The organism is Desulforadius tongensis (genome assembly GCF_016907915.1).
GTDB classification, from domain to species: domain Bacteria; phylum Bacillota; class Desulfotomaculia; order Desulfotomaculales; family Desulfohalotomaculaceae; genus Desulforadius; species Desulforadius tongensis.
In genome coordinates, this window is sequence record NZ_JAFBCW010000012.1 from 13422 (window position 1) to 35721 (window position 22300).

27 protein-coding genes are annotated in these 22300 nt (G+C 44.1%); 1 reads left to right on the top strand and 26 read right to left on the bottom strand.

The genetic code is table 11. From position 1 onward, the window contains the following. Positions 1-182: 182 nt before the first annotated feature. Genes JOC37_RS06310 through JOC37_RS06320 form a run of 3 tightly spaced genes read right to left on the bottom strand, consistent with a single transcriptional unit; the run spans position 183 to position 2613 of the window. The gene (locus JOC37_RS06310; protein ID WP_204617221.1) at positions 183-1577 is read right to left on the bottom strand and encodes a nucleoside recognition domain-containing protein; all 1395 of its coding nucleotides are present in this window, start codon (positions 1575-1577) and stop codon (positions 183-185) included. After that, on the bottom strand, positions 1574-2350 hold the full coding sequence (locus JOC37_RS06315; protein WP_204617223.1) for a FeoB small GTPase domain-containing protein: 777 nt from the start codon (positions 2348-2350) through the stop codon (positions 1574-1576). The genes JOC37_RS06310 and JOC37_RS06315 overlap by 4 nt, the downstream gene beginning before the upstream one ends. 23 nt (positions 2351-2373) lie before the next feature. Then, positions 2374-2613 carry a FeoA family protein gene (locus tag JOC37_RS06320; RefSeq protein ID WP_204617225.1) on the bottom strand — a complete coding sequence of 80 codons (240 nt, stop codon included), beginning with the start codon at positions 2611-2613 and terminating at the stop codon, positions 2374-2376. Between the two features lie 91 nt (positions 2614-2704). Here JOC37_RS06320 and JOC37_RS13590 point away from each other — a divergent pair, with 91 nt between their 5' ends. Next, complete coding sequence (locus JOC37_RS13590; protein ID WP_204617227.1) at positions 2705-3031, top strand: hypothetical protein; 327 nt, start codon at positions 2705-2707, stop codon at positions 3029-3031. Here the strand turns inward: JOC37_RS13590 and JOC37_RS06330 are convergent. The 23 genes from JOC37_RS06330 to JOC37_RS06440 form a co-directional block, all read right to left on the bottom strand. After that, the gene (locus tag JOC37_RS06330; protein WP_204617228.1) at positions 3024-3407 is read right to left on the bottom strand and encodes a hypothetical protein; all 384 of its coding nucleotides are present in this window, start codon (positions 3405-3407) and stop codon (positions 3024-3026) included. The genes JOC37_RS13590 and JOC37_RS06330 overlap by 8 nt on opposite strands. Positions 3408-3662: 255 nt before the next feature. Then, entirely contained in the window at positions 3663-4757 is a 1095-nt protein-coding gene (locus tag JOC37_RS06335) for a hypothetical protein (protein ID WP_204617230.1), read from the bottom strand. 556 nt (positions 4758-5313) lie between these two features. After that, positions 5314-5496, bottom strand: a complete 183-nt coding sequence (locus JOC37_RS06340) for a hypothetical protein (RefSeq protein WP_204617232.1) — start codon at positions 5494-5496, stop codon at positions 5314-5316. A 173-nt stretch (positions 5497-5669) separates the two neighbouring features. After that, positions 5670-6629, bottom strand: coding sequence for a DUF3854 domain-containing protein (locus JOC37_RS06345; RefSeq protein ID WP_338017349.1), 960 nt, complete (start codon positions 6627-6629; stop codon positions 5670-5672). A 213-nt stretch (positions 6630-6842) separates the two neighbouring features. Continuing rightward, entirely contained in the window at positions 6843-7532 is a 690-nt protein-coding gene (gene radC / locus JOC37_RS06350; protein WP_420797281.1) for a RadC family protein, read from the bottom strand. A 220-nt stretch (positions 7533-7752) separates the two neighbouring features. Further along, positions 7753-8202: a hypothetical protein gene (locus JOC37_RS06355; RefSeq protein ID WP_204617234.1), complete on the bottom strand. Its 450-nt coding sequence runs from the start codon at positions 8200-8202 to the stop codon at positions 7753-7755. An 18-nt stretch (positions 8203-8220) separates the two neighbouring features. Next, positions 8221-8610, bottom strand: coding sequence for a single-stranded DNA-binding protein (locus JOC37_RS06360; RefSeq protein WP_204617236.1), 390 nt, complete (start codon positions 8608-8610; stop codon positions 8221-8223). Positions 8611-8715: 105 nt separating this feature from the next. Beyond that, on the bottom strand, positions 8716-8988 hold the full coding sequence (locus JOC37_RS06365; protein ID WP_204617238.1) for a hypothetical protein: 273 nt from the start codon (positions 8986-8988) through the stop codon (positions 8716-8718). Positions 8989-9123: 135 nt separating this feature from the next. Further along, positions 9124-9339, bottom strand: coding sequence for a hypothetical protein (locus JOC37_RS06370; protein WP_204617240.1), 216 nt, complete (start codon positions 9337-9339; stop codon positions 9124-9126). Between the two features lie 249 nt (positions 9340-9588). Then, on the bottom strand, positions 9589-9972 hold the full coding sequence (locus tag JOC37_RS06375) for a type II toxin-antitoxin system PemK/MazF family toxin (protein ID WP_204617242.1): 384 nt from the start codon (positions 9970-9972) through the stop codon (positions 9589-9591). After that, the gene (locus JOC37_RS06380; RefSeq protein WP_204617244.1) at positions 9932-10150 is read right to left on the bottom strand and encodes a hypothetical protein; all 219 of its coding nucleotides are present in this window, start codon (positions 10148-10150) and stop codon (positions 9932-9934) included. Before JOC37_RS06380 ends, JOC37_RS06375 begins: the two co-directional genes overlap by 41 nt. Positions 10151-10927: 777 nt before the next feature. After that, on the bottom strand, positions 10928-11635 hold the full coding sequence (locus JOC37_RS06385; RefSeq protein ID WP_204617245.1) for a hypothetical protein: 708 nt from the start codon (positions 11633-11635) through the stop codon (positions 10928-10930). 88 nt (positions 11636-11723) lie between these two features. After that, the gene (locus JOC37_RS06390) at positions 11724-12293 is read right to left on the bottom strand and encodes a Uma2 family endonuclease (RefSeq protein ID WP_338017351.1); all 570 of its coding nucleotides are present in this window, start codon (positions 12291-12293) and stop codon (positions 11724-11726) included. Between the two features lie 45 nt (positions 12294-12338). After that, entirely contained in the window at positions 12339-13205 is an 867-nt protein-coding gene (locus tag JOC37_RS06395; protein WP_204617249.1) for a hypothetical protein, read from the bottom strand. A 135-nt stretch (positions 13206-13340) separates the two neighbouring features. Then, on the bottom strand, positions 13341-15371 hold the full coding sequence (locus JOC37_RS06400; protein WP_204617251.1) for a VirD4-like conjugal transfer protein, CD1115 family: 2031 nt from the start codon (positions 15369-15371) through the stop codon (positions 13341-13343). Continuing rightward, positions 15358-15738, bottom strand: coding sequence for a hypothetical protein (locus JOC37_RS06405; RefSeq protein ID WP_204617253.1), 381 nt, complete (start codon positions 15736-15738; stop codon positions 15358-15360). Before JOC37_RS06405 ends, JOC37_RS06400 begins: the two co-directional genes overlap by 14 nt. A 5-nt stretch (positions 15739-15743) precedes the next feature. Further along, positions 15744-18119 carry a DNA topoisomerase 3 gene (locus JOC37_RS06410; RefSeq protein WP_338017352.1) on the bottom strand — a complete coding sequence of 792 codons (2376 nt, stop codon included), beginning with the start codon at positions 18117-18119 and terminating at the stop codon, positions 15744-15746. A 22-nt stretch (positions 18120-18141) separates the two neighbouring features. Beyond that, positions 18142-19158 carry a hypothetical protein gene (locus tag JOC37_RS06415; protein WP_204617255.1) on the bottom strand — a complete coding sequence of 339 codons (1017 nt, stop codon included), beginning with the start codon at positions 19156-19158 and terminating at the stop codon, positions 18142-18144. Then, entirely contained in the window at positions 19148-19675 is a 528-nt protein-coding gene (locus tag JOC37_RS06420; RefSeq protein WP_204617257.1) for a 5' nucleotidase, NT5C type, read from the bottom strand. The genes JOC37_RS06415 and JOC37_RS06420 overlap by 11 nt, the downstream gene beginning before the upstream one ends. A 25-nt stretch (positions 19676-19700) precedes the next feature. Further along, positions 19701-19970 carry a hypothetical protein gene (locus JOC37_RS06425; protein WP_204617259.1) on the bottom strand — a complete coding sequence of 90 codons (270 nt, stop codon included), beginning with the start codon at positions 19968-19970 and terminating at the stop codon, positions 19701-19703. 127 nt (positions 19971-20097) lie between these two features. Then, positions 20098-21075, bottom strand: coding sequence for a ParM/StbA family protein (locus JOC37_RS06430; protein ID WP_204617260.1), 978 nt, complete (start codon positions 21073-21075; stop codon positions 20098-20100). A 201-nt stretch (positions 21076-21276) separates the two neighbouring features. Further along, the gene (locus JOC37_RS06435) at positions 21277-21525 is read right to left on the bottom strand and encodes a hypothetical protein (RefSeq protein WP_204617262.1); all 249 of its coding nucleotides are present in this window, start codon (positions 21523-21525) and stop codon (positions 21277-21279) included. 81 nt (positions 21526-21606) lie between these two features. Then, positions 21607-22281, bottom strand: coding sequence for a hypothetical protein (locus JOC37_RS06440; RefSeq protein ID WP_204617264.1), 675 nt, complete (start codon positions 22279-22281; stop codon positions 21607-21609). Positions 22282-22300: the final 19 nt, after the last annotated feature.

A 22300-nucleotide genomic window follows, 5' to 3' on the forward strand; every position in this document is an offset into this window, starting at 1 on the left:
CATTGATAACAATTATCATTATAGATTGGCAGGTTTTTTCTGTCAAGGTATTTAATAAAAATATTCACTCCAAAAAAACAGCAAATTTAAAAACTGCTGCCCCAGTGACCTGCAGCAGCAGTTTTTAACTATAAACATATTTCTGAACGCAAAAATTTCAGTTTAAATTCCCAATCTTTACTTCAAATCAACCCCAGAGCTCTCACCAGATAGTTAACTGTAATGCACACCACTATACCAACAACGGTGGGAATTACGGCAGCCACTGCCATCCAATACCAACTGCGCTGCTCCCGCTGAATGGTAAAAAGTGTGGTACCGCAGGGCCAGTGACAAAGAACAAACAGCATGGTGCAAAGGGCTGTTAACCAGGTCCAACCATGCTGATCAACCAGCAAGCGGCGCAGGGCTTCTAAACTGTCCAGTTCCATCATCACTCCGCCGGAAACATAACTCATAATTAGAATTGGAAATACAATCTCGTTGGCTGGCAGTCCCAGGATAAAGGCCAATAAAATAAAGCCATCCAATCCCAGGTGCCGGGCAAAGGGATCCAACCATCCCGCTAAAGCAGCCAAAATACTGGTGTCACCGATCATAGTGTTGGCCAGAATCCAGACAATACCGCCGGCGGGAGCAGCAATAATCACAGCCCGGGTCAGCACAAATATGATGCGATCCAATACTGAGCGGACTATCACTTGGACGATCTGCGGTTTCCTGTAGGGAGGCAGTTCTAATGTAAAGGATGACGGTATCCCCTTTAACAGCGTTTTAGTCAGCAGCCAAGAAATTAACAGGGTAATTGCTATACCAAACACCACCAGGCCGGCCACTGACAAAGCGGCAGCGGCACTGCTCATGGACGCCGCCGAACTGCCAACAAAAACGGTGGCCAAAGCAATTAAAGTGGGAAAACGACCGTTGCAGGGCACAAAACTGTTGGTTAAAGTAGCAATCAATCTTTCCCTGGGTGAATCAATAATCCGGCAGGCTATTACACCGGCAGCATTACAGCCAAAACCCATGCTCATAGTCAGAGCCTGCTTGCCGTGAGCACCGGCACCTTTAAAAAAGCGGTCCAGGTTAAAGGCCACCCGGGGTAAATATCCCAAATCTTCCAATAATGTAAAGAGCGGGAAGAAAATAGCCATCGGCGGCAGCATAACCGAAACTACCCAGGCCGCTCCCCGGTAAACACCCAGTACCAAAAAGCCGTGCAGCCAGGCCGGTGCGCCGACAGCTATAAACAGTTCTGTCAACCGCTCTTCAATCCAAAACAACCCCTGGGCCAGTATAGCTGACGGTATATTGGCACCGGTAATGGTCATCCAAAGAATCACCGTCAGCATGCCAAACATGATGGGAAATCCCCATACCGGAGAAGTCAGCACCCTATCTATCCTGCGGTCCCAATCCATATTTTTACCGGCTTTGCTGCTCACTGTACCGGCGGCAATACTTTCGGCCGATTGATAAATACTGTTAACAATACTGTGCCGTACCTCATCCTGGCATATACCAATAATTTCCCGGGCTTCCTTCATCAAAACACCCAGGGATGCTCGGCAGCTCATGCCAGCACCTCCCGGGTCGCTTTAATCATTTCTTGACTGTAAAATTTCTCCAAAGATTCAATTAAAGTTTTATCTCCCTCAAGCAGTCGCAGCGCTACCCAGCGGGAATTTAATTCTGCTCCCAAAACTTCCTTTATCTTTGGTTCCAGTTTGGAAATGGCATTTTCTAATTCTGAAGAATAATGTACAAGTTTTGGTTTCGGCTTTAAATCACCGCATACCACTTGACTTATTAAATCCAACAATTGGGGTAAACCTTCACCGGTGCACGCTGCAGTTGCCACAGCCGGTATTCCCAAAAGCTCACTTAATTTCTGGATATCAACATTCAATTTTTTACGCCGGGCTTCGTCTATCAAGTTAACACAAACAATAACCTTTTCGGTGATTTCCATAACCTGCAGTACCAGATTTAAATTTCTTTCTAAACAGGTGGCATCCACCACCACAACGGTGGTATCCGGTTTGGCAAAGCAGATAAAATCCCTGGCCACCTGTTCTTCTACGGAATTGGCCAGTAAAGAATACGTTCCGGGCAGATCCACCACTGTATACTCGCGGCCTTTATAAATAAAGCTGCCTTTGCTTTGCAGTACCGTTTTCCCCGGCCAGTTACCGGTATGCTGTCGCAGCCCAGTCAAAGCATTGAACAAGGTACTTTTGCCGGTATTGGGATTGCCGGCTAAAGCTATCACAGACCGGTTATCTGTAACTTTTACATTAAACATCTCCCTGGTGGCAGGTATTCCCACTGATTGATAAGTTAAACCCATTTTTGGTCCTCCCCAGCTTTCACTCAGCTCTCCAATTCCACCAGCACTAGACTGGATTCTTCTTGACGCAGCGCAATTACTGCCCCGCGAATATTATAAGCAATGGGATCGCCCAGCGGGCTGCGCCCCACCGCTTCCACTCTGGTTCCCGGCACCAATCCCAAATCCAACAGCCGTCTCTGCATTATTCCCCCGGCATTAACCCTTCTCACCACTGCCGCAGATCCCACAGGCAGTTGATTCAATGTTTTGGAACCGGCCATTTTAAGTTCCCCCTTTCTTAGATCAACGATAATTAATGATGTTTAAGAATGTTAACTATATCTAACAACTCTTAACAATAAAGATAATATGTTGCTGCAGCGCCACCTGTTACACCTTAATATTGAAAAAATTTTCCTTAAAACCAGTGGGAGCAAAAAAGAAGATGGTAATGCAGCCATTGGCCGATCACCATCTTCTTCTATTTCCCATAACATAAAAAAAGGCGGCTCACTGGCCCCGCAAATCACCGGAATTGTGCAGTTTAAAGACATTCCCGGTGGAACATGGGTTTGTGTGGATGTCACCGGTATCCCACCGTATCAACCGGCCGCAGATGACAAGCCGCCACCGGTCCCCACGGTTTTCACATCCACCAGTTTAATAACTGCCGGGTGGGTAAGCCATCGTTTTAATTAGTAACATAGTAATAAATAAAATACAGCGTATAAGCACTTGATACGGGCATTAAAAGTTTATCTAATTTTGTAATAACAAATTTCTTATACTTTAATACCTTTATGCAGCGGTAGGTATTTACCGCAGTTGATATAAACAATACTACCGCCAGCATAAAAGGTACTATAACATCATGTTCATAGTAGATGCTGCCGGTGACAGTATAAAATAGCGAGTAAGAAAAAGAAATCAACGATAAAACAAAAGCAAACAGTTTATTAAGGGTTTCTTCACCTAATAACCTTTGGCTTTCATTGACAGCAGCAGTAAATTCCCCTAAAATTTCTTTTTCACCGGTTTTAAAGTATTCTAATGTGGTAAGTATATCTAAAATCAATATCAAAAAACTAAATATCAGTATCGAACTGCTTATTTACCTCACCCCTTTGCAGTGTGTGTAAGAAAATGACACAGTCACACATTACAGTACAATTATACAAAAAAAGAACCCTGAATACTCTTTCAGGGTTCTTTTTTCACAGCTTATTTTACTGGTCGGGATGACAGGATTTGAACCTGCGGCCTTTCGGTCCCGAACCGAACGCTCTAGCATATTAACCTAAAAGGTATCCCTGGCGGGAAAGTTAAAAAACTAACTAAGTGAACTACCTCTGGGAACATACCTATAAGTAACCTCTACCCGGTTATGTCCCAAATCCCTCGTCAATTTTAATCTTGCCACTTTATCTACCGTTTCTTTATAAGGCCTTTTACACATTGATTGGGCTTTTTGATTAGTTATAGAAAATTCCTTAGCTAAAGTTCGCCAATCTTTCTTTTTTATTAAGTTATTTACCCTCTCCGTATATTCCTCATACCGCTTCACTGCAAAAGTTTTCCGCATACCGTGCAGGCCCCGGCCTTCAAATCCTTCCTTTGAACAAATGGTTTTAATTCTTCTATACATAGTGGGCTGCTTCAACCCTGTGAAAATACGCCCACCTTTGCTTTCCCGAACTAATTTTTCCATTAAATCCTGGTACTTCCTATCGTACTTAACAGTACGCCATTTTCCACCTTTCTCGCAAAGCGTTACTGTACCATTTTTTAAGTCTATTCTATCTGCAGTAACTGCTTTAGTGTAATCTCTTGTAACACTAGCCTCTTTAATCACCCTACCGTTAATAACAACTTTTTGCCCTCTTTTGACCTGGCGGCCAAAAATAGATTCTGCCCGGCAGCCGGTAGCCCGAATAAATTTCAGTGCATCTGCAGCACGCGGATCTATTTCAGCCATTCTTTTAATTAACCTGTCAGCCTCTTCCGGAGTATAAGCCGGGCCACGCTGCACTGTTACATCTTCCCGGCTACGTCTAGGCTTTTTAAACTCTTTAATTTTCCAATTGACTTTCCCAAATCTGGCATTGACCATGTGCTCTAATTTTTGTAAAGCCGCAGTATATTGATGAACAGTCTCCGGGCGATGAGTCAAAGCCACCCGTTCGAGAAAGTTCCTAACTTCATCCGGTTTAACATCGCAAATACGAAATTTATTAGTTCCGCGCCTCTCGGCCAAATCTTCTGCCCAGCGCATGCACGCTGCCCGGTAATCATCATATGTCTTAGCACCAACCAAAGCCCCGGCCAACTTCCCCTGATTTTTTATTTTAACCTTCGATTCACCAAACCTCCGGCTCATGGAAAAAAGCTGGTCAACCTGACGGAAAATTGTTTTCCTTTTACCCAAAACCAAACCTCCCTCCGGTCGGTAAAAATGCACGGCTGCCGCCGTGACCTAACCGAATCCTCACCTTACTTTTCTATTACCTTTTTGCTGCCGCAAAAAGACAATAGAAAAGTAAGGGTATGCATGCCAAGCCTCCGGGTCGTTTATTTATACCTTCGGCCTAAATAAACGACCCTCCGGTCGTACCCCTCATCACCTGGCCTGCCGGCCAGGCGCTTCGCTATTTACCGCCGTCACGGCTGCCGCCGTGTCTCCGGCTATGTCCATACATTCGTCATTTCATTCCGAATGTATGACAGCCCCCCTACACGCCCATGCGCTTTTAGCGCTCACGACCGGGCCCTTAGCCGCACTCGCAGGCCGTCTCAGATCCTGGTCATCGCCGTTGAAGCTCCGCACTCACATGAGTGGGAAATATATACCTTCTCTGGGGAAAGAAGGTGAGACGTTTTTTACCGCAGGTAGCGTTCCCCTGCGGGGTAGGCCCGGCATCCCGCCAGGCCTTTATAATACTAATGTGGAGTTTGCTACCCCGGTTGAACCGGGGGAATTCTTTTTACCGTACCGCCATAACAACCAGATGTGCTGCCAGGTAAACTGGCACTGCAACACACATGAAGGGAAACAACCTGCGTTCCATAAACCGGTCTATCGCATCGTAGGTTTCCATAAGCAAGTCACGGTCGTTATGGCTGCTTTCCGTACTTTCCGTAATCACTAAACTTTTTGTTTGCTCCATTTATTTTTGCCGGGGTACCCCTTGCCGGGGAGTAATAATCCCCGGCGGGCACCTCCTTTATTTATCTTTCTATGTCGTAGTCTCCGTTCTCAATATCTTTTATAAGAGCATTAATACTGCCCAATAATGCACCTGCCTTGGCTGCATAAGAATTACCTGTATCTTTATATGTTTCAAATGCTTCTTCTCCGTTTTCTTTTATCCGTTTTAGACGGGTAATTATTAATTGCTTTTCGATACCTTTCACTTTTTTGATACCGGCGGTAGCCGGTATCCTTCCCCCTTTCATTTATTATCACTATCTTTTTTTGGGCTAACTTTTTTTTGGCTAAAAGCGCATCATCCACACCCTTGGCCCCAGCCCAAACAGCTTTCATAACTTTACAACCACGGCTTACCAGTTCGTTGATTAGTTCTCTTACCGCCCTTGCAATCCAAACATTCTGGGTCTGATCCATGTCAAAGGCGATAACTATTTCCGCTTTCCTGTATTTTTCAATCACCTCTAATACCGGCTTCCACGTTGTAGCCCCTATAAGCCCCAGCACCACAGCACCCAGGTACTGGCTTGCTATGGTCGCTTTTAGAGGGCCTTCTGTTATCCAAATTCTTCGGTCAGTTAGTTTATTGGGCTTTGCCACATGCACCGGTACTCCGGAACATGAGCCAGCTTTTTTCTTTGAGCTGCTGAACAGCCGGTATTTTCCACGGCTATCCGGAATATCCAGCCTGGTTTGTAGAGCTTGTATTCTGCCGTCCGTATCAAGTATGGGAATAATAAACCCCGGTTTCATGCTGAATGTCCAGTAGCAGCCACCTCTCCTGTTTTCAGCCCGGTAGAACCCGGGAATACCCTCAAGGCTGTGTCCCCTGTCAATAAGTCTTTTACATATCGACCAGGGGCGTTCAGCCCTGGGAACTGACCGAAAATACTTTATAACATTTTCCGGCAGCCCTCTATTAACCGATAATTCATTACGGTGTTCCGAAGACAGGCTGAGAAGACTTAAAAAGTCCCTATACACCCTGTCCCGAACTTCCATCGGTGCTGCTGGTACCGGTTTCTCACGGGTTACTCCCTGTATATATACTGGTGCGCTTTCCAGCTTATGCAGCCAACCACCGTTTCGCACAGGGTAGTTGCTCGGCACTCTCATGCAGATTGCAATTTTTGAGTTGAACCCGCACCAGTCAGGCTTGCCGCATATAGGACATGGATACCGGTAACTAACCCTCTGCAACGGCTCAAGATTTCTGGCTGTTTTCATTTTCATAATCTAAGCGGCAGCAGTGCCGCCCTTCACCTCCTTCGGGTTTTGGGCGGCATGAGCCGCCTACCTAACTAATTACATAAGCCCTTCTGATTTTAGACTTGTGAATCTTCCGTCACCGATAATTAGATGATCTAAAATGTTAATACCGATGATTTTTCCCACTTCTATTAGTCTTTTAGTGATATTTATATCTTCTTTACTTGGTGTTGGGTCACCACTTGGATGGTTGTGCACTAACACAATTCTTGCTGCACTGCGTTTAATTGCACTTTTAAACACTTCTCTTGGGTGTACCAATGATGAATCCAATATTCCAATAGTAATAGTTTCTATGGTTATTACCTGATTCTTGGTATCTAAGAGAACAGCTCTAAACTGTTCTCTGTCCAAGTAACGTATTTCATCCATAAGTGTTGCAATGTCGTTAGGAGTTTGGATAGTAACTTTATTCTCTTGTTTTTCTTTCTGTATCATTCTGTGGATCTCAAAAACAGCAATCAATCTTGATGCTAATTTGGGTGTAATTCCCTTTAACTGCAGTAACTCTTCTCTAGTCATCTCCATAATTTCCGACAGTTTTTTAGATAATAAGTACATCATTGTCTCATCGGGAATATTTCCCAATATAGACGTGAGTAAAACCGCCATGCCGGAAGTATCGTTCTTATTAATTTTATAAATTGCTTTTGATTCCATTAGCCTTTTGGCTAATGTTGTAGCCGGTTTTTTATTTCTATCTTCCCATAATGCTATTTGCATAATTACGGTACCGGCCCCTCCAGCCGGTACCTACCCTCCTTTCGTTGGATAGATTTCCGGCCGGAACGGCCTTTTAACTTTCTAAACTCCTCCTTCCCGGCGGGAAAGTTAAAAAAACAAAAAGAGAACGCCCAAAGTTCAACAGTAAAACTTTGGTAATCGTTCTCTTTCTTCTATCCTGCCGGTACAGGCTTATTCTTGCTATAGTTTCAAGTTATTTTACTTATTTTGCCAGGCTTTCTAACCGAGCTACCTTTGCCACAAGATAACTGGTGTTTGTTTCAATACTATCTAACTTACTTTCGATACGTTTAAACCGATCATTTTGGACTTCTCTGTCATCATATAAACCCCGGAGCTTTTCAATGACCTGATTTTCTATGCGAGATTCTAATTGGAGTTGATTGTTTTCTACTGCTTCCATGCGACCTTCCATCGATTCCATACGACCTTCCATCGATTCCATGCGGCCTTCCATCGATTCCATGCGGCCTTCCATCGATTCCATGCGGCCTTCCATCGATTCCATGCGGCCTTCCATCGATTCCATACGGCCTTCTAGTTTGTTTAGGTTATTTCGAATTTCTTCTTGGCCTTCGGCCAGAGCTTGCTGACCTTTGGTTAAAGCTTGCAGCTGCTGTAATACCAGTTCTTGAAACTTGGTATTATCCATATATATCCCCCTTCCTTTCTAAAACGGTACATCTTCATCATTGAAATCGGGTTCATTTTCGGCAATACTACCGTTTACATTCTCGTCATCTTTCGGGTAGTCTAAAAACTCAATACTTCTTGCTACTACTTCGGCGGTTTTCCTTCTAACTCCTTCTTTGTCGGTGTAGGAACGCACGGTGAGCATGCCTTCCACAGCTATTTTGCGGCCTTTCTGCAGATTGTTGGCAGTTACTTCTGCTAACCTGTTCCAGGTAACGATGTTGATAAAGTCTGCTTCTCTTTCTCCATGCTGGTTGGTAAACGGCCGGTTTACCGCTAATGGAAACCTTGTTACGGGTACTCCTTTAGGAGTATACCGGGGTTCAGGGTCTTGCGCCAGTCTTCCGATTAATATCACTTTGTTCACTAATTACCATCCTTTCTTTTTTTATTTGCTTTCTAAAAAACAAAAAGAGACCGCTAAGGTTTAATAACCCTTAAATTACGGTCTCTTTCCGTGTTTCTGATTGTCTTACCCCGTCACAAATACCGCAAATAAAGCACCATTACTCATACGGCGGTATTTGGCCTGTTCCTGTTTCTTTTCTTCAGATTTCTGCGAGGGTTGTTCTTTCTCCACTACTGTAGGAGTAGGTATGAATGTTATGCCCTGAGCCAAACCGCAGCAGCCGTTTTGCCAGGCCATACATTTTTCTTTTACACATTCCATAAAGTGTTCTTCCCATTCAATCTCGTCCGCATCAATTGTAACTTTCTTTTTTCTAAACGGACACAATCTTTCCATTCTTCCGGACACGGGCCTCGGCCCGTATCCTCCACCTCCTTTTAGTTAGTGTAGGATTACAGGCCGTTGGCCTAGGTTTTCTCGTGAACTACCCTTCCTTCCGCCCTTACGGACGGGGACTTCCCGGCGGGAGAGTTAATATTCCAGCTTTTTTAACTGTTCGTCGGAAGCTTTTATAATTCTCTTGTAAAATTCCGTGAACTCATCAAAACTAAAATACTTTACAGTAATACTCTCAAAGGGCAACGCATTTCGAATGACCAACCATTCGTCACCGCCGTCAACCTGGTTAATAAAAGCTATATTACCGAGGTAAAATGCTTTCCCCAGGCACCAATTGCCCTTTTGCATCTTAGAATACAGCTCTTTCAACGTTTCGCAGCAATAGAAGGATTTCTCTGAGAATGGCGGGTCATAGGCTTCCCTAATCCAAGGATTACGGTTACCTATTTCAAGCCATTTTTTAAGTAAATCCCGTCTAAATCCCGTCTATTTCCTTTTATTTCCATTCTTCCAGACACGGGCCTTGCGCCCGCATCCATTCACCTCCTTAAAGTGTTTGGATTACGGGCATTAGGCCCCTATTACGTACCTAGATTCTTAGAAACCAAGAAGCAAGCCAATTTTATTTTTAACTTCAGCCAAAGTTTCAGTGTCCATATGACCAATTAATTTTACTGAAGCCTTTGGCACCACCGTTAAATGATCTGTGACCACTTTCGATGGCTTTCTAAGACCTGCTTCCGGCCACTTCTTAATATTTACTTCCCAGCGATTTCTAGCCGTACTGCCTGATATTTTTGCCACAACCAAGTCCAGTCTAATGGTGTTGTGTTCAAGTGAACTCAACACTACTGCGGGTCTGGTTTTGCTTCCCGGTTTATCACTGTACAGCATATCTTTTACAGTTATCACATCTCCCGGTGCAAATACACCTTTTCTACTAACCTTTTGCTTCTTCCCATTTTCTTTTAAAATACTCATCGTCTTCTTCGGTGTAGCCGTCATCGTCTTCATAGAATCCAGTGGCCTCATGAAAGACCACCTTCTTTCCTGCCAGTTCCGGCCACAGCCGACACATAATCCGGTTGAACAGCCAGTTCTGGTCTTCCCATGTCATTTCTGCAATTTGACGATCTAATTCTTCCCTTGTCATTCTCACTTACTCCTCTCATTCCCGGCACGCTCCTTTCTAACATAAAATAAGCGTCCGGGGCTTTCTCCCACGGACGCTTGATTTAACGCCCGTGGGGCCAAAAAACACAAAAAGACACCTAGCAGAGCAAGCTGAAAATTTTTTGCTCGCCAAATCTGCCAAAGTGTCTTTCATCTTTCGAAAAGAATTCACAAATCTTTCTTAATTTCTTGTCCGGCCTTCTATCCAGTGCATGGGCATACCCGGACTTCAACCCTTGCACTTTCACCCTGCGTTGCCGCCGCCTCAGCACCGGGTGTGCGGGCTACACATTTACCGGTGGTTAGGTTTCTGCTTACCTCTCAGCCCCGTGGCGGTGAAAACCCCAAAAACCCTGCACGGGGGTTGGTGCCGTTTCTTCCTGCAACCTAGCATCCCCCCTCGACGGAGCACACCCGCCGGATGCCGCATTACTGCACGGTTACAGATTTTCTACTTGGATTTACCAGTGTTGGGTTCTGATTCCCCACTGAGCCAAGCTCCTCCTAGACTGTTATAATGGGGGTAGCTAACAGCTAGGGATTTTTTTGTGCCTTATTCCCGGCGCGGCCACTCACCGGTGTAGTGTGAATGCCTGCATTTGCCATGATAAACGCTGTTTATCATGCTGCCGGCATGGAAGACTGTAGTAACTCGATTACTACAATGGCCGGTCTTCCTGGTACAGCCAAAATTTCACTCTGTGATTGACTGCACCTTAGCTTTAAGTACACACTTTAAAATTATCAGATTTTTTTAAAAAAATCAACCCATAATATTTAAAAATTGTTTCTGGTTTACGTCAAAAAATTTATTCTCATTGCCATTCAGTTGTTTAGCTAGATTTTTTGCGTATTTGTTTATATTCAGTGCATCCAGTGTTTTTCGGTTTACCAAGAAAATTGTAGATCTGTAATTAGGTATTTTAGAAACTTTAACGTCTTCTAAAAGCTCAATGTTATATACCTGACCGTTCCGATCTTTTACTTTGTAGTGGCCTATCATGGTGAAATACCCTGATACAGTGAATACAAAATTTGCTTTAAGATATAGTTTGTATTTCTGTTCCAAAGATAAGGTAAACGGCAATGAATTATATTTTTCACCCATGTCATCCAGGGCATATACGCCTCCTGTATCGACCATATACCAAAAGTATTCTCTATCTTCAGTTTTTATATGGTTTTCAAATATTAGACCCGTTATAATACAAAATTCTTTTATTTTTTTAAACCTGTTAAATTTTAGGCCTGTACCTGAAATTATCATATCGGTATCAGCAATCTGAAACTGGTTTATAATTTTAAGTACTGACTTGTGTTCCTCTGCAAGAGCAAATATCCTAAAAAATCCAGCCACATCGTCTTTTGATATATTTCTATTAACTAAAGGTTTCTTAATATTTGAATACCTTCGTCCTTCAATTGACTCTATTGACTCTAAAAAATAATCGGAATCATAATTGCACAGCATTTTTTATGCCTCCATTTGACACTCCCCACGGCTAAAGCCGGGGAGTGTCAAGTGAATTACCGCAGGCACAAGACCGTGCGGTTTCCCATTATTCTCCGTTGATAAAAATATCTTTTAATTGTATGGATAAATCAGTGAATATGCTTGATTTTACTGTATCATCTTTTGAATACACTACCGGTTCTAAGTAAATCCCGTTTTCTAAGGTAAAAATTTCTACTGATTTGTTTTTTGGTGATACTATCCAGTATTCTTTTACTCCAAACCTCATGTATAAATCCATTTTAATAACATAATCTTTTGAAGTCGTAGAAGGAGATAATACTTCAACTGCAATTGTTGGTACTCCTGTATAGTTATTTTCGTTAAAACCGCTCTTATCACAAATAACAGTTATGTCTGGTTGAACTCTATGCTTTTCTGTTTCATTTTGAAAAACAACATCAAAAGGTGCAACAAAATGTTTGCATTCTTTATTTTTAAAATAGATGCCAAATTCCGTAGATAGATTAGTTACCACTCTTTGATGTTCAACAGATGGTGCTGATTGTAAATGCACCTCTCCGTTAATATACTCTAATCTATCTTCACTACTGTTATCCATTTCCAGAAATTCCTCATATGTTACTTTTGTGAGTTTCGGTAACAGCTTAATCACCTCCAATTTCCTAAATATTGGAATATAATTATAATACCACAATAATTATTCTTTAGCTATAGTCTTTGTTTTCTTTTGCTGCCAATAAGCACGGTTTTTCTTCCTTCCTCTAATGAGTTCTGGATCAAACAGTGCTAAACTTATCGTTTTTTCTTTTGGGTTAAAGTTATTTACTTTGCATACCAACCTATCTCCTAATTTAGGTCTTTTTTGGTTTACCGGGTAGGGAGCAATCCCCACAACCCCCGGACATAGGGCTAAAAATATATTGTTTATACCGAGGCGAACCACTGTACCGGTGACAACATCTCCCCTCATATAGCGGACGTGATCCCACGGGTCGACCAGCGAAACCGCTATTTCTCCAGTGGTTTTATCTACCTTATCTACAACTGCTTTTATATATTGACCTTCGCTGTACAGTTCGTCCAGCTGCATAGATTTTGAAACCCTGGCTTCTCTGGGGTTAAAACTGACGATAACTCCACCGCCAATGTCTACGCCCAGCCATGTATCGGTGACGAATACTACCTGAGCTTCAAATTCCAACCCTTCTTCTGCTATGTTAATTAAATATGTCTTGCTTTCTTCTATTATCTCCCGGCGGGTGCAGGCTACAAGGTTGCTTTTCTTATCTATAGCTTTGATTCTGATGTTAATTTCTTTTCCCACAAAGAAGTTCATCATTCTTTCGGTCGGCAGGCCGGTTTCACTAGCCGGTACTAGTCCTCGAATGTTCGGAATGTCATTAAACTCCAGTTCCCATACTAAGCCTTCCAATGTTTCATGTCTTCTAGTGGCAATTACCGCGGCCGTTAAAATGGTATTTCTATCTTTAGCATCGTAAAGCATATTCCAATAATCAATTAATTGATCGTTTAGATTTCTTTCAGGCGGTAAAAGTGTTTTCATGTGTCAATAATCCTCCTTATTTTTTATTTTCCCGCCGGCATCCCCTGCCTGAACCTTTCTTGCTTGTGTAGAAGGCAGGGGATGAAAGGCGGGCCATGTTTTGTTGATGAAGCAATCTCCTTCCTGAGCAGTGAACTACCACTCATTACTTTTTAGTTCCATTAGACCTTTTTTAGTTTTATAACTAATAACCGTACGACTTTTAGTTAGGGTGGTAGCAGAATCAATAATCTCCGGCAAATCCACTTCAAAACTTCTCGGCGGCACCAGTTCGCTGACTTCCAATTTCCCGGCTTTCTTTATTTTCTTTGCCTGGGGCAGTTTAACCCAACCAAGTTTTTTAAGGTATAGCGGATAACACCATTGAATCAGGGCTATACAGTCCAGTGGATCCATTCTTGTTATCTCATCAGGCTCCATCAATGATCTTTTTATTGCACTTTGAGTTTTTTCTGCAAACTTGAAATAATGAACCATTGGTATGGTTAAATCTTCTTTTTCAAATCTACCCTCCACTGCTGCCTTACCCAGTATCCGTGAAAACATACTTGCTGTTTCTTGATCACTGGGGGTAACCCCTAAAAGAAGTATTGTCGGGCAGTTGGCAAGTATATTCTTGGCCTCGTTCGGCCCGTACACGTCGTCCAGCTGGCTGCGGCCCTGTAGAATGAACTGGATGTGAATACCGAGGCTGCGGGCGGTGGAAATGATCTCCGAAAACCCGGGAATCTGCCCAATGTTGGCAAACTCATCCAAAAGAAAACGTACCGGCACCGGTAGTTTTCCATTGTGCTGATCAGCTAGGCGGTACAGGCGTTTGAACAGGAACATATAGAAGGTGGACAAAATCGGCCGCAGCACCTTTCCTTCCCCGCTGACCGGTATAACGCAGAACAGGGCTGTCTTTCTGCGGCCCACTGCACCCAGCTTAATCTCGTGTTCCGACAGCAGCGCGGCCAGCGGCTCCGTGGTCAGGATTTTCAGTTTCGCCGACAGGCCCGACACTGCGTGGTCAAAGTTTGCCGAAGCCACGCCGCGCCAGCGTTCGTAAATGGTGGCACTGATTTTTCCCGCTTGATACGCGGCTTTAAATTTCACGTCCAGATCTTCTTTTGTCCACGCAGTCAAGCTCATAGCCGCCCGCAGGTGCTGCTGTTCCGCCGGGAAATCGCCCTTTAAGAGTCCTGTCAAAGCCTCAAGCAGCTGAACTTCCTTTGCAAGAAAGTATGTGCTGTCATCCTTTCCGGCATTGTGAATCAGGCAGGCCGCCATTTCCGCTATCTCCGCGTCATTCCCACACTCGGAAATGGCGTTCCACCGGTGGCTGACGGCGGGATTGGTCAGGTTGAAAATCCGGACCTCATACCCCTTTTTCTTCAGCCACCTGGCGGTGGTAGCGGCCAGCTCTCCTTTCGGGTCGGTACAAATGAATGATTGCCCATCTGCAACAGCTGCCACGATATTAGAAAGAACAAAGGAAAACGATTTTCCGGAACCGGTGCCGCCGAATATGGCAGCATGTCCGGCCAGGCCCGGTTTGCCCTTCGGTGACTTCCCGGGTATCACCCGGACGATTTTCCCGTCCAGCTTCCCCAGGACTATTCCGCCGGAACCTTTATCCTTGCCCCTGATTTTAGGCGGGCCAAACTCGCACAGGTGCTTTACGTCCCGCAGCGCGGCCCACCGCGCTGTACCGAGGGCAGCATTGTCGGCAAGTTTCAACCCGTGCACCCGGTCCGGGCCGTTTCTTTGCCGGTTCCGCCACCACAGGTAACCGACGGCCGTGCCTGCGCCGAGCAGCACGTTCAGGTACTGCCACAGGCGTTTCACATCCGGGTGCGTCAGCATTTCCGCCGGCCTGCTCAACCAGGCCCAGCCGACACTAAATGGGTGGCGGAAAACATAGGGCAGCATTTTCCCGTGGGCAGCGGCTACCGCCTTCTCTTCCGGGGTTGAAAAGATTGAAACGGCTGACAGATGGTGCTGTAAATCGTGTACCGCGGCAGCCACACTCCCCACTGTCCAAACATCGGCAAAATAAAAAAGCGGCACGGCAACCGGCACGCTTCCCAGTATCAGTGCTGCTTTTTTATGTTCCTGAACCCACCCGCACCCGGGTAATTGTAGTTTAGGTAATTTATCCAGCAACTCTTTAGTTTTCAGCAACAGTTTCACCTCCCAATTCATCTGCCGGCGGTGCTATACGCACCGCTATCCTGTCACGGGCGCCGATGTAATCCAGTATGTTTTTGCTTATGTATATCACCCCCAGTTCACCCTTTTCCCCGATATCCTCGGTGAATCTGATTTTCTTTTCGGTTTCCTTGTCTTTCACGCACGTTGCTGTATAACCGCCCGGTGGAAAGATGTTTTTATCCGGTGCCAGTTGAAGAACCATTTCCTCGCCGATTTTCATCTGCCGGGTAAAAGATATCGGCAGGTATATTCTGCCGATACGATCCACGTTTTCTTTGTAGCACGCCTTGTACTTTGTATTTTTGTACAACCGTAAGACGAATTCTATTGCTCTCAACTTTTCTACCCCCTATCAAACTCAAAACCTACTTTACCGTTTTCCATAACCAGAGCAGCGTCAAACTTTTTCCCAGCCTTGGATTTAAAACCCTTGATTATTCCTGTTTTTCCTTTTTTCAGCAGATCCTTTGCCTGTTTGGCGGTGATTTTTTTTCCGGCTATCTCCTTCCAAATGACGAACTTGCAGCCTTCTTTGTAGCCGCTGCAGCCGTATCCTTTCTTACCCTCGACTACGTTCTTGCCGCATAAAGGACATTTACCAAGAGGTTCAATATTTCTTTGGGGAAAATCAAATTCCACCTTTCCTTCACCGGACAGCTTCAGTACCGCGTCAAACTTTTTCCCAGCCTTGGACTTAAAACCCTTGATTACTCCTGTTTTTCCTTTTTCCAGCAGATCCTTTGCCTGTTTGGCGGTGATCTTTTTCCCGGCTATCTCCTTCCAGATGACAAACTTGCAGCCTTCTCTGTATCCGCTACACCCGTATCCCTTCTTCCCCTCGATTACGTCTTTACCGCACAGCGGGCATTTACCTAATATCTCCCTGTCCTGGCCGACAGCATTGCTGGCTTCCTGTTCCTTTGCTATTTGCACCACCTCCCGTGCAAAGTTTTTTATATTTTCTAACCATGTACCGGCATCATTCTGTCCTTCTTCAATCTGCCGCAGGCCTTCTTCCCACTCTGCTGTCATTTCTACGGATTTCACCTGTTCCGGCACCAGGTCAATGAGTGCTTCCCCTTTCGGAGTAGGCACCAGCGTTTTCTTCTGCCGCTGTATATATCCCACCTTGATCAACCTTTCAATGATCGCCGCCCTGGTAGCCGGTGTGCCGATACCGCCTGCGGCTTTCAATGTATCGGCCATTTCTTTATCTTTAACCATTTTTCCGGCGTTTTCCATTGCCGCCAGCAGTGTGGCCTCGGTGTACCTCTTGGGCGGTTTGGTTTGTTTCTCTGGGGTTTCGACCTTTTGAACGGTCACCGTTTCGTTCTCGGCCAGGTGCGGGATGGCCTGTTCTTCTCGGCCGTCATCCTCTTTCTCCTGCTCCGATTCGTTCCGGTATACCGCCTTCCAACCCCGGTCAAGTTCCACCTTGCCTTTAGACGTAAAACTCTCACCGTTGACGGTAGTAATAACCTTTGTCACCGCGTACCTAGCATCCGGGTAGAATACGGCCAGAAACCGGCGCGCAACCAGGTCATATACAAGCTGTTCGTTTTTACCTAAAGCTGATATATCAGGTTTTTTGTCTGTCGGTATAATGGCATGGTGGTCGGTTACCTTCCCATCGTTTACGTACCTTTTCCCGAGCTGGCACTGCCCTTTGGGAATTAAGTCTTTATACTCCGGCACTTCGCTAAGGGCATTTAACCTGCCCTGAAGCGTACTTACCATTGCCTGCGTAATATACCGGCTGTCAGTACGCGGGTATGTTAACAGCTTGTACTTCTCATAGAGTTCCTGGGCTGCATTTAACGTCTGCTGAGCGGTCAGCCCGTACCGGCGGTTGGCTTCTTTTTGCAGGTCATTTAAGTTAAACAGCGTTGGCGGTTGCTCTACAGATTCCTTTTGATCAACCCCAGTTATCCTACCTGTACCGGTCCCTTTGATTTTTTCCAGTATTGCGTCCAGCTCTTTCCGGGAAAATAACCGGCCGTTATTATCTCCCACCCACTTTCCCGGGTACGTTTCGCCTGTTTCCTTCCTGAATACAGCCCATATTTCCCAGTATTTTGCCGGCTTAAAATCCCGTATCTCTCGCTCTCTTGTCACTACCAGGGCAAGCGTGGGCGTTTGTACCCGTCCCACAGATAGGACGGAGTTGTGTCGGACGGAAAAGGCTCTGGTGGCGTTGATACCTACAAGCCAGTCAGCCTCTGCCCTTGCTTCGGCAGCTGCAGCCAGGTTGTCCATCTCTTTTCCTGCCAGCAGCCGTTGAAAAGCACTTTTTATGGCCGACGGTGTTGCTTCAGAAAGCCACAGCCTTTTAATTGGTTTTTGGCAGCCGCAGTGCCGGTAAATACGCCGGAAAATCAGTTCCCCTTCTCTACCGGCATCGCAAGCGTTGATAACTTCTCCTACTTCTGAAGAATTGAGCAGGTTTCTTAGTACCTGCAGCTGTTTTCTGCCTTCCCTGACGGGTTTTAGCCGGAAGTCCGGTGGTATAATAGGCAGTTGTCCCAGGTTCCACTTTGTCAGACTCTCATCGTATTCATGGGGTTCGGCTAGCTCCAGTAAGTGTCCGAAAGCCCATGAAACAAGGTACTCCTGATTTTCCAGATGGCCTTCCATTTTTTTGAAACTGCCCAGGACTGCAGCAATATCCCTGGCAACTGATGGTTTTTCTGCAATTATTAAAGTTTTTATAGCAAACACAACCTTTCCGTTTTTGTTTAACTCAACTCATTAAAAGTGCGTCGTACAACCCACAACGCTTTTTCGTATCTACGCTGTCTTTTTTATAACTAATCTTGGGTGGGTATTTTTCCGGTTTTTTAAGTGCCTTCTCCATCCACCTAATCACATTGTTAATTTTTTTATCCTGTTCAGCTAGTCGGTCAACCACATACATGACACGTTCCTTCCCGTAAGTTTGCACCCATCGGTAAATATAAGGCAGTATATTTTCATCTTCACCGATTTTTTGAAAATAATGGACTGCTGTTTCTTCGTAGTCATCGTAAAGCTGTTCATCCGTTTTTGTTTTGGTTAGCCGATGTTTTGTCTTTTCGCTTTTCCCGGCCGCATCTTCCTCCTCCTCATCATTCATCTTAATTTCTGTATTGTAATCTCTGTATGTAATCTCTGGTATTGCTTTCACGATTCGTTCGGTTTGATTTTTTGAATTGTTAATTTGATTTTTCGTTTTATGAAATCCATTTTTTATTTCGTGATATGCGTTTTTCGTTTCGTGAATTCCATTTTTCGTTTCGTGAAATGCATTTTCTGTTTCAGAAAATGGAATTTCTGATTCGTTAAAAGGAACAGCAACTTTATAATCCTGTAAAATGTATCCCAATTTTAATAAATCCTGTTGAATTTTTAAAATGTTTACGCGGTACTGCTTTGTCCTGTCCCATTTATACTCCGGGTTGGTTCTTTCGCTTAACCACCCATTTTTAACTAATACGCTAAGATGTTTTCTGATGTTGGCAGGTGCTAAATTAAGCATAGTTTCCTCACTGAGTTCTTCAGCCGTTTTATATATCCATCCGTTGGTTGGCTCAAAATTTTTTTCGACACCGTTTTTTCGGGCTCTGCTAATTTCTTCAGCTATAAATTTATCAAAATCCCTCACCCGCTCACTCCAATATATAAACTGGTTTAAAAGTATTGCTTTTGTAATGTCGCCTGTTAATGCCACAAATTCTTCCTTAATCACAACCCGTTTTAATCGCTTTAAATTATCTTTCATCTCTTTCCGCCCTCCAGTCGCTAATCTTTATTTCCCGCCAGCTTTTAAACCTTTTGAGGTTTTTCCCCTTAACATGCCTGTTGTACGGCCAGTCTTTGAGAAGTACCTGTATGCCGGCATCAAGCATTGCCGTTGCTGTACAAGGCTCATCTTCAAAGAAAAGTACCACTTTTTTCTTTACAGCAAAATCTGCCTTTTCATCCTGGGGTACGAAAAATACCGGTCTTTTTGGAAACCGGTGAATCTCTAACCACCTTCTGGTAATAAATTCGGCCGCCCTGCTTCTACTTGTGACATAAACGATTTGACACCCCTTGCTAGACAGCTCATATAACACACGGGCAGCTCCCGGAAACGGTTCGGCTTTCCGGAGAATGCGTAATCCTTCCCCGGACATGAAAAAATCCCGGGGGACTTCCGGGAACGGGTATTTTTCAAAAGTTATTGTTTCAAAATGCCGTAGTAGTTCCAAGTTCACATTGGCTATGGTGTTGCATATGTCTACTCCTACCCGCATTAACTTCTCACCTCTTAGCTATATTTTATATTTCCAAAAAAGCATCTATATCGAACTGTATATCTTTATCCCGGTTTTCTTTTACGGGACGGGGATTTCCGTTCGCAATCATTTTCTCCAGCCTGTCCAGCCGTGTATTTATGTCCGAAATATAACCTTTTATTTCTGCAAGAATACCCGCCAACTGCATGGCTGCGTCTATGGCTTCCCTTGCTCGCCTGCTTCTTGCCCCTTTCGGGTACTGCCACAGTGGATGTGTGTCCGGCAGTCTAATAACCAGTCTCTTATCGGGCATGTCATACACTCCCTTGCCTTGATATTACTGGGTTTTTGGCTATTTTTTTGTTGTCATGTATGACAAGCGGTAGTTAAACGGTCGCCTGTCATACATAACTACTAAAAAAACACCTTAAAGCCTTATTTCATGCGGTTTCTAGCCGTCTGACAACACTTAAAAAACCCTTTGCGTTAGCCCACTGGGGATCAGGGAGTATTTGGGTGACGGGAAATATATTTTTTAATGCCGGCAGAGCATCAGCACCGCCTCCGGCCAGGTAGGCCCTGCGCACAAATGCTGCCCGGTCACCGAGGCGGGCCATTACCTGGTCAATGATGTTCACGGCTACAGCATCCTTGATTTTTTTAAGTGCGTCTGATAAATCTATTTCATTACCATAGAAAAAGATTTTGCCTTTGTTATTGATTAGTTGGTGAACATCAACCGCTGCCAATGGCGTTCCGGTTCGAGTTTGATATTCCGCTGAAATTGCCTCATGAACCGTGTGAACACCGGTTTCTATGCTGCCGCACAGGCTGGATACCGGCCTCGCTATTCCGCCGGCAATTTCAGCCACCACAAAATCTGTGGTTTTGTATCCCACATCCACCAGCAGCACCAACCCGTCTGAGGGCAAGTCCGGAGCGGTAAGCAGGGCCCCGGCTCCCTGCGGATATACAACTACTCTGCCGAAGCTCACCCGATTGAAAGAACCGTTGTCTACTTTCACCTCAGCGTGCAGGCTCATAAGATGTTTGGAAAGCTCTTCTCGCTGGCTCCGGTAGTATGCCACTGGAAGCCCAACTCCCAATATTGCCCCTGGTTGAATGTTTAATAGTCTGGCAGATGTAAGTATTAAAATGTCGTGATTAGGATGCCGGTGCTTGTGGCGGTCTAGCGTAAACGTTGCACCTCTACCTTCCCGCACAGCCAGTTCTCCTACGAAATGTTTTGTTTTCGTACCGTTCACCTGGCGTATTTCTACCGTATGACCTACGCCTTCTGACATATCCGCTAAAGTCAGTTCCCGATATGGGGCCACTACAGATGGAATTATTATGCGGTGATCAGGGGATACAGCCTTTACGTGGCTGTATCCCACATCGATGGCTATAGCTTGCATAAAACAATCACTCCTTAATTTTCTGTTCTATTTTCTGTTCTAAAATATAAAAAGCACTGGATATATCCTTTACCAGTGCTTTTAGTGACAAAAAAATAAAACCGTCACAGAAAACCTCTGACGGTCTTTTTCGTGCGGGTATATTAGTAGCAAGCATAAGCAAAGTAACTAGGACACTTCTCTGCCTTTTCTAGCCATTCTCTAACTTTTAACGTAGTTATTGTCTTTAACTAGAGTAAATTCTCGGTTTAAAGGTTCTTCTTGAACAAAATAATCAACAAACTCTTCAAAAGTTGCTCCTGGGTTGCACTCTAAAAATTCTTTATAATAATCATCGACTACGCCACCCCATAGGCTGTCTGCATATTCAAGTGCCTGCTTTTTGTTTTTTGCAATAATCCATTCTGCAACCCCATCCTCATTCAGTCTAAACATTTTTTTATTTTGCATAAAAAACAACTCCTTATATTTTTAACAAAAATCTTTTTTTATTTATAAGCTCGTTGTGATAAAATTAAAAAAATATTTTCACTAGTTACCACACTGATATTTTTTAGGATACTTTTCCTTGTATATTTTTTCATAAAGTCTTTTCATCTCGCTGCAAGGAAGATATATTTCAAATTTACTTTTCTCCCAAGTGTGGTAGTGTTCAAAGGTTACTTCTATGAAAGGAACATAATTGTCCAAATAGGCAAAATAAAATTCTATAAATTTCAACCCGTAAATATCAAAATATTTTAGCAGTTGGTCTTTGTAAAACACGTCATATTTTTTAGGATTAAGTTCATCTATATTACTATAAACGACCGGAATGATATATTGCTCCGAATTCAGTACAGCCTGGTAAATCTCCATTTCTATAGAACCTTTTTCCAAGGGAGTTGGATCAGGAAGTTCAATTAACCTGGATACAATTCTCACTGCTTGTCTGTACCAATTCTTCTTGCCAATCTCTTTTTCATACTTGCGATACCATCTTTTGTCTAAATCAATTAATGCAGGAAAGTCGGTCTCAAAGGGAACAACAACTGAATGCCTGAATTCCTTATCCGTCAAAAAGCGTAGTACATCTTCGTGAGTATATTGCGGTATACTCTTTTCCAAAAACATGATCATATTTCTGGTCGGCTGACAACAAGCATCGCCGAGGTAATAAGTAGGATAAAGACCATGATGCTCATAAACTATTTGATTTACTTTCATTTTCAACACCTTTCCTAGG